This is a genomic window from Paraglaciecola sp. 25GB23A (assembly GCF_040012495.1).
Classification (GTDB): domain Bacteria; phylum Pseudomonadota; class Gammaproteobacteria; order Enterobacterales; family Alteromonadaceae; genus Paraglaciecola.
Genome location: NZ_JBDYKM010000005.1, coordinates 206,503 through 220,812, shown reverse-complemented (window position 1 = coordinate 220,812; position 14,310 = coordinate 206,503). Strand labels below are relative to the sequence as shown.

The following is a 14,310-nucleotide window of genomic DNA, read 5'->3' as shown; positions in this document are numbered from 1 at the left end:
TGAAAGTGATGGCCAGACTTCCAAGATTAAACCTACCCAATATTCCCCAACATGTGATCCAGCGGGGCAACAACCGGGAACTGCGGGGTCAGAGCCGATGATAGGTATTGGCGTATCTTACTAAACAAGTTTGGTGGTTTTAAGTCGAAGTACTATGCTCTATTTAATAATTTTCATGGATGAAAGTGATGGCCAGACTTCCAAGATTAAACCTACCCAATATTCCCCAACATGCGGAACTGCGGGGTCAGAGCCGATGATAGGTATTGGCGTATCTTACTAAACAAGTTTGGTGGTTTTAAGTCGAAGTACTATGCTCTATTTAATAATTTTCATGGATGAAAGTGATGGCCAGACTTCCAAGATTAAACCTACCCAATATTCCCCAACATGTGATCCAGCGGGGCAACAACCGGCATGCCTGCTTTTTTACCGAACAAGACTATGCCGTATATTTAGACAAGCTCCGACTTTATGCTGATAAGTTTTCAGTCAGCGTTCATGCTTTTATCTTAATGACAAATCATGTGCACCTGTTGATGACGCCCTCAACAGAAAAGGGAGTGAGTCAACTTATGCAATCTTTAGGTCGCTGTTATGTGATGTATATCAACAAAACTCATAAACGAAGCGGCACCTTATGGGAGGGTCGCTACAAATCTACTTTAGTGGACAGTGAGCACTATTTTTTAACAGTAAGCCGATATATCGAATTAAATCCCGTCAGAGCTAATATGGTTCAGCATCCGGCAGAGTATCCTTGGACAAGCTATCATCACAATGCGCTGGAAAAACATATTCAGCTTATTACTCCACACTCTTGCTATGACGCCTTAGGAAAAGGGTCTGAGGAACGTAAGAAAGCTTATAAAGATTTATTTGCACAACAAATACCAAAGGTAACCCTTAATGAAATTCGAACCGCGACCAATAAAGCGTGGGTGTTAGGACAAGATAGATTTATACAGCAGATCGAGACAGCAACTGGCCGAAGAGCTAATCCGTTGCCTCAAGGTGGAGACAGAAAGTCAGAAGTATTCCATCAAAAGCGTCTTCAACGGCTCTGACCCCGCAGTTTTCGAACCGCGACCAATAAAGCGTGGGTGTTAGGACAAGATAGATTTATACAGCAGATCGAGACAGCAACTGGTCGAAGAGCTAATCCGTTGCCTCAAGGTGGAGACAGAAAGTCAGAAGTATTCCATCAAAAGCGTCTTCAACCGCTCTGACCCCGCAGTTTCGTCAGGCTCTGACCCCGCAGTTTTCCGCAGTTTTGACCCCGCAGTTTCCGCAGTTTCTAGACCAATGCGATTATCGTAGCGACTTTCGAGCTTTGTCCCCGAGCAAGTTTAAACTTGTTAGCTTTTAACGAGGTACGTTTCTAATCATTGGATCGGGACTTGGGTAGGGGATATTGGGATTAGAAGCTTCAGCTACAACCAAAATTAAACACGCGTTCTCATTATCAATATCACTATCAACAATGGTTAAACACTGTTTGTCAGCAGTAATTGAAGTCAGGAGGTCTCCGCCGGTATCACCTGTTATTGTTGGAGGTAAAAAAATCAAACCATTAGTACCCATGGTGTAAACGATTTGTGTATTGTCTTCAGTAACCGTAACTGAGCCATCACAAGATACTCCTTGAGCATCAGTATAAGTATAAGTGGCAGGACTGGTGGTAATGTCTACATAAACCGTAAAGTTAATTTTTGTTGGATCAGTCATATTGTGTTTCATCCTTAATGAGAGTGTTGTATTTTTAAAATTCGATATTAGTTATACCCATGGCATCCAGAGCTTCTACTTCTTCTGGTATTGCGGCTAATTGCTTAATGCAACTATGGGCTTGAGCGTAAGGCGCTAAGAATTCTACGTTTTTACTTACCGCAATCAAGGGCTTAAGGCGCTCAATAGCTTCGTTGCAGGCAATATCCCTCTGTGTCGAATGGCCATTAGCTGTGGTTTGATAAGCTTGTAGTATGCTCAACTCTGCCCAAGCTACGACATACTCTGTCTCTCGCTCTCTTTGACTGGCGTCAAAATAATCAACCATCAACTCAATTATTTCTTTACTCTTAAGCCATTCTTCTTGGTATTGATAATACTTAATAATATTAATAGGTATTTCTAACCGGCTATTTTCATTCTTAAAAAATTGTGCGCTTATTTGATTTAATTGGGAGGAGTGATCAACCTTTTGCTGCTGAGCCTTGGCGTTAAGTAAAATATGTAAAACTTGAATGCTGGTATATTGTTCTTGCCATAACTCGTTAGCACTGTCCTGTTTTAAAATCGTTTGCATTAATTGCTCAGCTTGTTCAGCTTGCCTAGCTGCGTTGGCAAATTGACCCATAAAATGTTGTATTCTGGCCTGATGCCAATGCGAGTAGGCAAGTAATTCCATGGTGTTTGCATTAGTGACGTCATCTTGCAGGATCAATTCAAGGTCTCTTTGTCCTTGCTGATGTAAGGAAAGGGTATGTGCTAAATTTCCCAAATGTTGTTCTGTTGTGGCCAGCCAAGAATAAACATCAACAAGATTGGTTCTAATTAGGTTGTTATTTGGTTGTACTACTAAGGCATTTTGCATCAGCCCCATTGCGTTCTCAAATGCCAATTTGGAATCATGGTAGTTATTGATTAAAAAGTACAAGGCGCCCAAACCACTCTGAGCATAAGCAAGTTCCATCCAGCTATCCACGTTATCCGGCTCAAGTTTGTTCATCTTCTCACTGTAATCACGATACAACTCGAACAAGGGCTGCGCGCGCGCAAAATCGCTTTTTTCATAGGCTAGTTGACCTAACCAAAATGCGTTAGCCCCTAGTGTTTTTAACAAATCGATGTTGTCTGGGTATTGTTGGTAAAGCTGATCTAAAATTAATTTTCCGGCACTAAAGGCTTGTTGTGCTTCATCATATTTTGCCCGTGAATAGGCCACTTCGCCCATGGCACTTAAGGTTTGAGCATGCTGAAAGCGAGCTTTAAAATTTTGTTCAGTATTACCAAACGTGAACAGTGAAGGTGCTTTATCTTGCTGGCTAAAATACTCTAAGGCCTTATTACTGATACCGTCAAGTAAGTCCATACGTTGCACGCTGCGCAACTTGTCGGCAAATTCACCCACCATAAAACCCAATAAACTTTCTGCTTCTAGCCTTTTTTGTTGAGCAATATTTTGTGATTCTTGACTTTTAATGCTCATTAATACTGAGGTAAAAGACAGAATGCATAAAATAATAATGGTTGCACCCGTTGACCAGCGTTTGAGTTTTACCCGTTTTAATGAACTGTGAATAAGTGCTTGTTCATCTGGCTCAAGATTAAATAGCGGGCGTTGTTGTAAACTCATGGCCTCTTGCAGCGGCTTGCCGTCAGCCAATAAATAGGCCGTACTTTTACCTTCAACTAACCAACGTTGGGTTAGAATCTGTAAACGACTTTTGATGGCCAAGCTGCTTTTATGTGTACTTATCCAGTCACTAGCTCGCGGCCAGCGGCGTAACAGTGCTTCGTGGGCGAGACTAAAACAGGCTTCGTTATTTTGTAAGTGTGAAACCAATAAACGGCTGTCCACCAGGGCTTGTACAAAAGCGCTTTGACTGTCTTGTTTGAGCTGTGACCAACGTGCTGCACGACTGGTGATGGTTTCACCGTCTGGGTTTAAGGTGACTAAAAGAGATAATACATAGTCAAGCTCAGCTTGTTGTGATTCGGGTAATTGCTGAAAAATTTCTTCGGCTTTTTTACCTATGGCTCCTTCAATTCCACCCAGCGATAGATAGACCGATTCTTGTAACTCGTTACTTTCATTACGCTGCAAATATAACTCTTGCAAGGTGTATTGCAGCATAGGCAGAGAATCTGGGTTATTACTGGCTTCGTTACATAGCAGCTCATCCAGTGACATGGCTGTTTGACTGTTACTTGACCAAGTTAAATTAGCTGCAATGGCAGGTAAACGGATCATTTGCATCAGTTCGCTGCGTGTCGGGGCTAATAAGTCAAAATGCGCACCATTATCTTTACCTGCCATCAAACTTGGATACGTCACAACTAAGGGGTAAAAATCGTTGCGACAGGCACTAAACACCATAATGCAGCCGCTGGTGGCTAGGGTTTCAATCAGGCTTAAAAAGTGGCTGCGCTCTGCATCACTAAACAGGGGCGATGATAACAACACTTCAAGACGGTCAATAAACAAAAAAAAGTGTGGTTTGCTAAACGGGGTAGTGGCTTTGTTGAGTGCGTTTTGGCATTGTGTAATGAGGGTTTGGCAATCACCTTGCAGTTGCTGTACTAAGTTGTCAGCGCTCATTCCTGCAAAAACCGCTTGATCGTCAATATCCCAGTCGAGCATAGATGAGGCTAAATCAAGCAATAAACGACCTTGGTTGATGTCGGCAAAGTCGAGGTGGCTGTAAGAAACAACCCCAATACCGTCATAACCATTGTGGTCTAGTAAATTGGGTAAGACTCCCGCATTAACCAACGATGACTTACCGGTGCCGCTTGGACCTAAAATTAAACAAAAAGCACGCTTAGCAATGACTTGTTTTGAAATACGGCTAAGTAAGGTGGATATTTGTTCATTGCGACCAAAAAAGACAGTGGCCTCGTTGGGCTCAAAAGCACTTAATCCAGGAAAGGGTGATGCACCTTGCCAATTTGCTTGTGCGGCTTTTAGTTCTTGATTGAGTGGGAAAGTAAGCTCGGCAATGATGCGATAACCACGTTTACGTATGGTTTCAATATAAGTAGGTGTGTTAGGTTTGTCGTCAAAGGCTTTGCGTAATTGGTTAATCGCTTTATGTACGGGGTTGTCACCTACATCAACATTACCCCAACAATGATCGACTATTTGGTCTGCACTGAGTACCTCACCTTGTTGCTGGCAAAGGGCAATGAGCACATTCATAGCCTTGGGTTCGAGTTGCTTGACTGTATCGCCATTACGCAGACTGTTGGTGCTAGCTGATACTTGCCAGTCACCGATATAAAAGAGCTCTATTGCTTGTTGAGACATCGAGATATCAGTGCTCTTTTAACATGGGAGATAGTGTTACTTCACTTGGCTGCTTTACTTCTTTCATAAGACAACTTCTTTTTATATTTTTGGCAAAATTTTGTGCAACGATGAGTCAATATACTTGATCTGTTTATGGTAAGCACCCCTTGCTGGCTAAAGACTTTGTTTTAGCGAGTAACAAAAATATTCTTGTCCCATCGGACACTGTGAACCAGCGTTTATCTTGGCAAAATAGACGCAATAGATACGTGTGTTTTATTAACATTTTTAGCATGTTGGCAGTGAAGGGTAGGTATTTTTGAAAGTTTCACATCTCGCGTTGTGTTTTTTGCAAATACCTAAGGCTACTTGAGTAGGCTAGGCATGCCCGATTCAGCTCATACCAGCAAAACTCAAAAACCTTAAGTGATTACAATGTGATACAAAAAAAGCGCCAACTGGCGCTTTTTGATTTTGACTTGAGTTTTATAACCGCGATGGGCTTGGGTCAACCGAGGTACTTTTACGCTTAAATATACGTGCGATAAAACCACCGAATCTGACCAATCCACCTTTAATGTCTTCGAGCACCATGTACAAACAAGGTACTAATATCAAGGTAACTACAGTGGCATATAAAACCGCAAAACCTAGGGCGTTAGCCATGGGTGCGACAAATTTAGCTTGTAAACTGGGTTCAAACATAATCGGCACTACCCCAAAAAAGGTGGTGATCGATGTCAGTGTTATAGCTCTAAATCTTGCTGAACCTGCATCTGCTACCGCTTCTCGAATAGAGTAACCTTCTGCTCGTCGCTGGTTAACAAAATCGGTCATCACCAAGCTATCATTAATTACCACACCGCCTGCTGCGATCAGACCAAAGAACGACATCAAACTTAAGTCCATGCCAAAGGCATAATGTCCCCACAGGGCTCCGGTCAAACTAAATGGGATAACGGACATGATAATCAATGGTTGGCCATAACTTTTCAGTGGTACTGCCAGTAAAATATACACCATGATCAAACCCGCAATTAAAAACAACATTTGCTCATCTTGCTGGGCTTGGTCTTCTTCAATGGAACCGCCTAATTCAGTCTTAACCGAAGGGAAGTCCTCTTTCAATTGAGGGAGTAGTTTGCTGTCGATGAGCTCAACGACTTCGTTGGGTTCGACCGCTTTTGCGTCTATAGCACCAAAAACATAAACACTGCGATAGCCACTTTCACGACGTATATAACTGATACCGGGTTTTTCACTTAAGGTCACAACATCGCCAAGTAAGACCTCACTGCCATTGGGAGTCGTAATAACGGTATATTTAAGTTCAGCAAAGCTTTCACGGGTTAGTTGAGGGTAACGTACCATCACGCGTACCTCTTCTCCGCCTCTGATAACACGCTGTGATTGACTGCCATAAAAGCTCGCGCCAACCTGACTAGCTATGCTCGATAAGTTCAAGCCTAGGTCGTAAGCAACTGGCAGTAATTCAAGTTGAATTTCTTTACTGGCAGGATCAATAGTCGAACTAATATCATACAAGCCTTTTTGTTGTTGCAACATGGCGATAAATTCACGGCCTGCAGCATTGAGCAATTCAACATCTGGTCCATACAATAGATAGCCGAAGTCTCCGCCACCATTACCACCACCACCGCCGTTTATGCTGTCTTGAATGGTTAAAGACTTCATACCGGGAATAATAGGCATCACTTCTCGCCAACGCCTAGACAATTCAAAGGTATCGAATGGTCGGTCGTCTTCCGAGACTAAAGGCACAATAATACTGCCGGTGTTGCGTTCTTGATTAAAGGCCATCAAATCTCTAATCATGCCTTGGCCAAACTCTTCTTTGGTCTTGTCTTCAATGTCCCAGATTATTTTTTCAACTGCTTGCAATGCATCAATGGTACTTTGATCTGAGACATTTTCATTCATCTCAATACTCACCCTAGGAAAGTCGTTGGGAACTTTAGGGTTGGGAATAAAGCGCACATAATTACCATTTAAAAGCCCAATGCTAAGCAGTAATAAGGCAATAAAAACAGCAAAAGTAAGGTAACGCCATTCAATACATCGACTTACAAAGTTGCGGTAAGGACCATTCACAAAATTAAAAAAGCGCTTATTAAACCTTTCTCGCCAGCTACCTGGTTTTATTGGTGTGAAATTAATATGGGCAATGTGAGCTGGCAATATCCATTTTGATTCAATTAAACTGAACACCAAACACAAAATAAATACAACGGCTATATTATAGAAAATAGCGCCTTGAGGCCCAGATGAAAAAGCGAATGGAGCAAATACTGCAATAGTGGTTAGAACACCAAATGTTGCAGGTGTGGCGACTTTTTTTGCTCCCCGCACCACACTGTCGATACCACCGCCTTTTTCTTCTACCTCACTGTAGGCACTTTCGCCTATTACAATGGCATCATCCACCACGATACCCAGCACCATGATAAAAGCGAATAAAGACATAACATTAATGGTAATGCCCAACATCGGCATCATCATGACCGCGCCCAAAAAACACACAGGCAAACCCATCATCACCCAAAACGCTAGCCTGAACCGCAGGAATATCGATAGCAAAATAGCCACCAAAATAGCGCCTTGAATTAAGTTTTTCAGCATCATGTCAAGACGACCATTGAGGTAATATGTCATGTCTACTAAGATTTTTAACTCCAATCCATCAGGCAAAGATTGGTTTTTAAGATCAACATAACTGTGCACTGACTGTGCAACCGGAATTATATTTTGAGTTTTGGTGGCTTTTACATCCAAGGCAATGGCATTTTTACCGTTATATTTAAAATAACGTTTACCTTCAACAAAACCGTCTGTAATGGTGGCTATATCTTGTAAGAGTACCTTTGCGCCATTCGCGCCAATTTTGATGGGAATTTGGCCAAACTCTTGTCCTTGATAATACTGATTTTCGATACGTACCGAGATGAGTCCTGAATCGGTACGAATTTGCCCTGCTGAAAAGTTGGCAGAATGTCGATTGATAGCAGCACTAACATCATTCAGCGTCAGATTATATTTACGTAAGACTTCAGGTAGGATTTCTATGGATATTTCATCATCTGGTGCGCTAATAGAGGTCAAAGAAATATTATCTAGCTCAAGAAGTTCTTTTTCAATTTGTTTGGCCAGTGGTTTTAAGGTTGTCAGCGGCACATCGCCCACCAGAGACATTTCCACTACATCTTGTTTAAATTCTACCTGAGAGATTTGCACCGGTTCCATATCAGCAGGAAAGGTAGCAATACTGTCGACTCTGGCTTTTACTTTATCGAGTACATCAGTCAGTTTTTCATCAGGATAAATTTCTAAACTAATACTACCTCCGTTACGAAAAGCACGGCCTACTAGCTTTTTGATTTCACTGATATCTTTGAGCGATTCTTCAATCTTAACCAGAATGCTTTCTTCTATTTCTTGTGGAGATGCGCCGCGATAGGTCGCATTGATGTTGATATAATTAATTTCAATATTGGGGAACATCTGCCGCTGAATAGTATTGTAACTAACAAGACCCATCACAATGATGAAAAACATCATTAAATTCGCGGCCACTGGATTACCAGCAAAAAAGGCAATTAGACCTTTTTCTTTAGTGCTATTAATGTCCATTTGCGCCCCTTAAGAAGATTTTTTGATGGCTAAAACATCGTCGTTGGACGATCCTGAACTAGGTTGTGCCATTTTTACTTCCATGCCTTTTTGTGGATACTCTGGCAAGGTAATAACAATTTTATCGTTGTTGTTTAAACCATCGCCAATCAGAAAATAAGCACCTTCTTCGCGGATGATATCGACTTTGCGGGGTTCTAATTTGTTATCTTGATCAACTATCCACACGGTACGGTTGGTCACTAATTCTTGCGGTAAACGATAAACCTGCTGCAAGGTTCTACCGATAAACTGCACTTCAACGTAAGAGCCATATTTTAATGGGACTAAACCATTTTTAATGCCATAAGGGTCATATATTCTTACCACTAACTGACTCATACGGGTTGCTTGGTCAATAACGCCTAAATCTCTTGCTATTAAACCTTCCCGACTGATTGCGTCAAAACCCTTGGTACTAATGGTTACTGGTGTGCCGGCAATATTTGTAGGTAAAAACGCATTATCAAAACCTGCGATAGGAAAAATTATCTCAGCTTTTTCTACGTTGTTTAACACGGCTACTTGGGCACCTTGATTAACATATTGGCCAACACCGACATTACGGTTGATTACTAGTGCATCATAAGGGGCTTTAATCTCGCAGTTAGCTAAATCACGCTGTGCAATTTTTAGTCTTGCTTGTGCTGATTTTACCGCAGCCTCAGCACTTAATACTTGAGGTATGCGCAGGTACAAGTCGCTGACTTTATTGTTAGGCAGATTTTTAGCTTCCTGTTTAGCGACATTGGCACGAGCTTGTTCCTCGATTAATAAGGCTTGGGCCGAGCTTAAGTTGGCTTCAGCTTGCAGTAACGCGGCTTCATAAGTGTCTTTTTCGATACTGAATAAGATTTCGCCACGCAATACTAAGCCGCCGGCTACAAAATTCTCATTCCAGCCCGTTACTTCTCCTGCAACTTGAGAAGAAATAAGAGTACTTTCAAGCGGGGTAACTTCACCAAAGCTGGTGATTAGTACCGGATAATCAGTTGATTGAATGCTCTCTACTTTTACTGTGGGGCGAGTATCAACCGCTTCTTTACTTTCATCTTTTGCGGCTGAAACTGTGATTGTATACATTGCGCCGACTCCAACGATCAGTACAACAATCGGTAAAGCAATTTTTGTCCAAGTGTTCTTCATTATTATTATTCGTCCATATAACCCTAATTACATCAGGGTTATATTACCTTAGCTGTTTACAACTTAGTATTTGCAAATGTTAATATTTTTTAGTATTTCCTCAATTTAGACAGAAAAAAGGCTAAAACGGGCTGTAAACTTAATTTTTTTGCTGAAGGGTTTGAATTCAGCCATGTGCTTGGCGTACTAATTAATAATTTAGTTATTGAAAAGTGTTTGGATTCAACTGAATAAAGCTTGTCTTTTATCTAGCTCACTCAACTACTAGGAGAAAATATCAAATATGAAAAATTGCGCCTTATTGTCGATGGATTCATTGGAAAACTTTTTTGCTTATGACGACATGTTAGTTGAGCCATTTGCCAAACAAGGGTGGCACGCCGAAGAAGTATCATGGCGAAATAAAAACGTGCAGTGGTCAAAATATGATGTGGTCATTATCCGCAGCACGTGGGATTACCAGAGTGATGCCAAGGGATTTGAGGCGTGTTTAAATGAAATTGTTGCCTCCGGTGCCAAACTTGAAAATAATTTAGAACTGGTAAAATGGAATATTAGTAAAGCCTACTTAAAAGATATGCAAGGACAAGGCATCAATATAGTGCCGACCTTGTGGTTCGAGCAATTCTCCTTAGCAGATGTGCAGCAAGGTTTTAGTCATTTTGCGACTGATCAATTGGTACTCAAACCTCTGGTGAGTGCTAACGCCGACCATACCTACCGATTATCGCCTGAGGCATTGTTAGATTTAGCGCCGCAGTTAAGTCAAACCTTTAGCCAACGAGCTTTTATGGTGCAACCCTTTATTCCCGCGATTATCCATGAGGGTGAATACTCGTTGTTCTATTTTGCTGGCCATTACAGTCACGCTATTTTGAAGCAGCCAAAACAAGGTGATTTTCGGGTACAAGAAGAGCATGGTGGTCAGCTCAAGTGTATCGAGCCCGATGAAGAAATGTTAACCTCTGCTCGTCATGCATTGGCTTCATTACCAAGCGACGCGCTCTATGCCAGAGTGGATTTAGTGCGCTGTGAAGGCGAATATGCCTTGATGGAAATTGAACTAATCGAGCCTTCTTTGTACTTTAATATGGACCCAACGTCGCCACAACGTTTTGTCGATGCCTTTGTCGAGTGTTATGGCAAGGGTTAGTCCATAGCAGTATAAGGGCCATTGCTTTTAACCAGGCGGGTTGAGATTGCCGTATTAAAGCGCTCAACGCCTGGCAACTGACTTAAGTTTTCACGCAGTAATCGGTCAAAGGCATGAATATCGGTAGCAAGTATTTCTAATACGTAATCGTAATCGCCGGTTACTGCTTGGCAGGAGCGTACATTAGGATGGGCGATAATTGCAGCTTCAAAAGCTTGGTAAAAACTAAAATCAACCACTACGTGGACTAGCGCTCTGATCGTTAAACCTAATTTTGCCGGGTCAATTCGGGTACTATAACCCTCTATAATACCGTGTTTAAGTAAGTCATTTACTCGGTTCCAGCAAGGGGTTTTGCTTAAGCCAATATGCTCACCCAAAGTGGCAAAAGAAATGCGACCATCATGCTCTAAACACTGTAAAATTTTTCTATCTAAGGTATCTAAGACTTTTGTAGGGCTTTTGTTTTCTAAAGTGGTCATATTTAAGGCCAACGTTCTTAATTGTCTGAATTTATAAGTTTAATCGGAACAATGTTCAAAGACCAATGGCATATCATCTATTTAATGTTTTGCCTGTTGAGAACCTTATGTTTCGCGATAAATATGCCACTTTGTTAAATACACCAACCATGCTAGATTATGGAACTTATCTTCAGTGTGAGCGTTTACTTACATGCCAAAAACCTCTTAACGAGCTGTGTAATGCTGACGAACTACAGTTTCAGATAGTGCATCAAGTAGAAGAGTTGTGGATGAAGTTAATGATCTATACCTTGATCGATGTGCTGGAAAATATCCAGCAACAACGTAGTTTAAAAGTGCTTAACCTCATGCAACGTGTGCACTTTTTGCAGCGCATGATGATTCAGCAATTAGACCTACTCGAAACCATGTCACCTAAAGAGTACCAGCAAATTCGTTTGCAATTAGGCAACGGTAGCGGCCAAGAGTCTCCGGGTTTTCGTACCTTACTTAAAATGCCTGCTGACTTATGGGAGGTATTTAGTCAGCAGTACTTGATCAATCGAGGTAAAACCGTAGAGCAAATTTATGACAGCGAATTTGCCCACGATGACAGCTATGCCCTTGCCGAGGCCTTACTTGAGTTTGATGAGCTCTTACAAAAATTTCGTTCTAATCATATTTTCCTTATTCAGCGTTCAATAGGCATGGCGTCTAAGTCATTAAAAGGGCGTCCGGTAGAATTACTAGTAGAGGGTGCCAAACACCGTTTCTTTCCTCAACTTTGGGATATTCGGAGTCGCATGACTGACACTTGGGGCGGCGAATATGGGCAAGTCCGAGAGTCGATTAGTCAATGTCCGTTTCACCCATGAAACAAGAGTTTAGTGTGCCTGAAGGCATGTATTTATTGAGTCACTCTGTGGGATGTTTAAGTCATCAAGCTGAACAGGTATTAAGTGAGCGTTATTTGACTCAATGGCAACAGCATGGGGGCGATGCTTGGCCTAAGTGGCTGGGAATTATTGACGATTTCTGTCGCGAGTTAGGCGACGTAATAGGTGCCAATGCAAATGATATCTGCCCGCAACAGAATGTATCGAGTGGCTTAACTAAATACCTCATGTCGATGCCACTTCGAGCTAATAAAAACGTCATTTTGATGCATGCCAGTGCATTTCCTTCAGTCGGGTTTGTGGCTAAAGCATTAGAACAGCAAGGCTATATACTTGAATTAATAGACCAGCAATTTGATCCTAGAGATCTCGATGTGTGGGCGGAAAAGATCAGCTCACACACTGCTTTTGTAGTAGTTACTCATGTGCACAGTAATAGCGGAGTAAAGTCACCGGTCAAAGAGATTGCAGAATTAGCCAAAGCGTTTGATGCCAAAGTTATTGTGGATGTTGCCCAATCGGTTGGCGTGGTGCCAATTGATGTTAAGAGTTGGCAAGTTAATTGTATATTAGGTTCTTGTGTTAAGTGGCTGTGCGGTGGGCCAGGAGCAGGCTTTATGTGGCTTGAACCTACTCACATTAGCGAACTCAAACCTCTTGATGTGGGTTGGTTTTCCCATGCTAATCCCTTTGAATTTGAGATTGAACATTTTGTTTATGCAGATAAGGCTAAGCGGTTTTGGGGTGGTACACCAAACATTGCTGCTTACGCCACGGCCCTAGGTAGTTTGCAGCTTATCAAACATATTGGGGTGGCGCAGATTGCCCGGCACAATCGCTTGCTGCGTCAAAGAGTCTATCAAGCCGCAGAGCCTTTACTATTGTCAGTACATCAGCTTGATGATGAAGGCGGTACCTTGTGTTTAGATTTTAAACCAGAGGCGATGTTAGCTTTTATTGAAGACTTGCGTGCTTTGGGTGCTTATTATGACCAGCGTGCTGGTGTATTGAGATTGTCCTTTCATATCTACAATACTGAACAACAAGCCACTCAGTTAATTGAATGCTTGCAAAAACTTAGACTTTAAGTGCTTCATATTGTGCTCTAGTTTGGCTGATCCATTCTTTGTGTACGCTATTGTAATGGGCGCCCCCATTCTTAGCGTCCAGCAGTATTTCGTCGAATAACTCTTTGGCAATTTGGGGCTTAGCCATCTTGATACAGAGCAAAGCATAGCGATATTTTGCCTCAGGTCCTGCGTAATATTGGCATAATGTTTGGTATTCATGGGCCGCTTCGTCGTTCTTATCTAGAGCTTCTAAACATCGAGCATATAGCAAATGCCCACTATGATCTTTGAAATTAGGATTGTGCTCAATTAACTGATCTAGGGTCGTTTTAGCCTCGGCAATTTGCTCACAAGCAAATTGGGCTTTTGCTAATCCCAACATAATATAAGGGTCGGTGATGTAGAGCCCAGTTAAACAAGCGCTAAACAGGTCACGGGCTTGTTCGAACTGTTGTTTATTGAGTAATTCGTTGGCTAACTTCATCTTATTATCGATGGTGTCATTGCGTTCAAATTGGTCTTGCGCCAGTTTCAAATCACGATTTGGATTAAAAGCAGAAGATACCTTGCGCACCGCGGTTCTGCCGTTTCTGGACTGACCTAAACTGGGTAAAACTTCAATCAACAAATATGCGATAGAGCCCGCTAAAGGCAATACAACTACTATCCAAATCCAAGTGGTATTGCGGCCTGTTTTAACAATGTGGATCACTAAGGCAACTTGAAAAATAATTGAGAGTAGAAAGAAGGGCATAAAAAATGAAATCCTGTGCTGAAAGTTTTAACTAATAAATCGAGTCAACGAGTTGCTAGGATTCCATAAAAGTGAGCAATCGCAAAGCTAAAGCTGACTGATTTTTTGTCAGAATGCAGATTGTTGGAA

At 41.8% G+C, this 14,310-nt stretch carries 10 protein-coding genes; 4 read left to right on the top strand and 6 right to left on the bottom strand.

What is annotated here, in order from left to right; genetic code table 11:
* Positions 1–347: 347 nt before the first annotated feature.
* Positions 348–1,067: a transposase gene (locus ABKW31_RS11375; protein WP_348616480.1), complete on the top strand. Its 720-nt coding sequence runs from the start codon at positions 348–350 to the stop codon at positions 1,065–1,067.
* 298 nt (positions 1,068–1,365) lie between these two features.
* Here the strand turns inward: ABKW31_RS11375 and ABKW31_RS11370 are convergent, their stop codons facing one another.
* The 4 genes from ABKW31_RS11370 to ABKW31_RS11355 all read right to left on the bottom strand — a co-directional run bounded on the left by ABKW31_RS11370 (position 1,366) and on the right by ABKW31_RS11355 (position 9,844).
* Entirely contained in the window at positions 1,366–1,728 is a 363-nt protein-coding gene (locus ABKW31_RS11370) for a DP-EP family protein (RefSeq protein ID WP_348616479.1), read from the bottom strand.
* 34 nt (positions 1,729–1,762) lie between these two features.
* On the bottom strand, positions 1,763–5,029 hold the full coding sequence (locus ABKW31_RS11365; RefSeq protein ID WP_348616478.1) for a winged helix-turn-helix domain-containing protein: 3,267 nt from the start codon (positions 5,027–5,029) through the stop codon (positions 1,763–1,765).
* Between the two features lie 468 nt (positions 5,030–5,497).
* Complete coding sequence (locus ABKW31_RS11360; RefSeq protein WP_348616477.1) at positions 5,498–8,659, bottom strand: efflux RND transporter permease subunit; 3,162 nt, start codon at positions 8,657–8,659, stop codon at positions 5,498–5,500.
* Between the two features lie 9 nt (positions 8,660–8,668).
* Positions 8,669–9,844, bottom strand: coding sequence for an efflux RND transporter periplasmic adaptor subunit (locus ABKW31_RS11355; protein ID WP_348616476.1), 1,176 nt, complete (start codon positions 9,842–9,844; stop codon positions 8,669–8,671).
* A 283-nt stretch (positions 9,845–10,127) separates the two neighbouring features.
* Here ABKW31_RS11355 and ABKW31_RS11350 point away from each other — a divergent pair, with 283 nt between their 5' ends.
* Positions 10,128–10,997, top strand: a complete 870-nt coding sequence (locus ABKW31_RS11350; RefSeq protein WP_348616475.1) for a hypothetical protein — start codon at positions 10,128–10,130, stop codon at positions 10,995–10,997.
* Here the strand turns inward: ABKW31_RS11350 and ABKW31_RS11345 are convergent.
* Positions 10,994–11,479 carry an Lrp/AsnC family transcriptional regulator gene (locus ABKW31_RS11345; RefSeq protein ID WP_348616474.1) on the bottom strand — a complete coding sequence of 162 codons (486 nt, stop codon included), beginning with the start codon at positions 11,477–11,479 and terminating at the stop codon, positions 10,994–10,996. The genes ABKW31_RS11350 and ABKW31_RS11345 overlap by 4 nt on opposite strands.
* A gap of 107 nt (positions 11,480–11,586) precedes the next feature.
* Between ABKW31_RS11345 and ABKW31_RS11340 the strand changes: the two genes are divergently transcribed.
* Complete coding sequence (locus ABKW31_RS11340; RefSeq protein ID WP_348616473.1) at positions 11,587–12,336, top strand: tryptophan 2,3-dioxygenase family protein; 750 nt, start codon at positions 11,587–11,589, stop codon at positions 12,334–12,336.
* Positions 12,318–13,445 (top strand): aminotransferase class V-fold PLP-dependent enzyme, encoded by a 1,128-nt coding sequence (locus ABKW31_RS11335; protein ID WP_348616472.1) that lies wholly within the window; start codon positions 12,318–12,320, stop codon positions 13,443–13,445. Before ABKW31_RS11340 ends, ABKW31_RS11335 begins: the two co-directional genes overlap by 19 nt.
* Here the strand turns inward: ABKW31_RS11335 and ABKW31_RS11330 are convergent.
* Positions 13,435–14,181, bottom strand: a complete 747-nt coding sequence (locus ABKW31_RS11330) for a tetratricopeptide repeat protein (protein ID WP_348616471.1) — start codon at positions 14,179–14,181, stop codon at positions 13,435–13,437. The genes ABKW31_RS11335 and ABKW31_RS11330 overlap by 11 nt on opposite strands.
* Positions 14,182–14,310: the final 129 nt, after the last annotated feature.

Excerpts from the sequence above, each read along its gene's own strand:
- ABKW31_RS11375 (WP_348616480.1), top strand. The coding sequence starts at position 348 with ATGGCCAGACTTCCAAGATTAAACCTACCCAATATTCCCCAACATGTG.
- ABKW31_RS11370 (WP_348616479.1), bottom strand. The coding sequence starts at position 1,728 with ATGACTGATCCAACAAAAATTAACTTTACGGTTTATGTAGACATTACC.
- ABKW31_RS11365 (WP_348616478.1), bottom strand. The coding sequence starts at position 5,029 with ATGTCTCAACAAGCAATAGAGCTCTTTTATATCGGTGACTGGCAAGTA.
- ABKW31_RS11360 (WP_348616477.1), bottom strand. The coding sequence starts at position 8,659 with ATGGACATTAATAGCACTAAAGAAAAAGGTCTAATTGCCTTTTTTGCT.
- ABKW31_RS11355 (WP_348616476.1), bottom strand. The coding sequence starts at position 9,844 with ATGAAGAACACTTGGACAAAAATTGCTTTACCGATTGTTGTACTGATC.
- ABKW31_RS11350 (WP_348616475.1), top strand. The coding sequence starts at position 10,128 with ATGAAAAATTGCGCCTTATTGTCGATGGATTCATTGGAAAACTTTTTT.
- ABKW31_RS11345 (WP_348616474.1), bottom strand. The coding sequence starts at position 11,479 with ATGACCACTTTAGAAAACAAAAGCCCTACAAAAGTCTTAGATACCTTA.
- ABKW31_RS11340 (WP_348616473.1), top strand. The coding sequence starts at position 11,587 with ATGTTTCGCGATAAATATGCCACTTTGTTAAATACACCAACCATGCTA.
- ABKW31_RS11335 (WP_348616472.1), top strand. The coding sequence starts at position 12,318 with ATGTCCGTTTCACCCATGAAACAAGAGTTTAGTGTGCCTGAAGGCATG.
- ABKW31_RS11330 (WP_348616471.1), bottom strand. The coding sequence starts at position 14,181 with ATGCCCTTCTTTCTACTCTCAATTATTTTTCAAGTTGCCTTAGTGATC.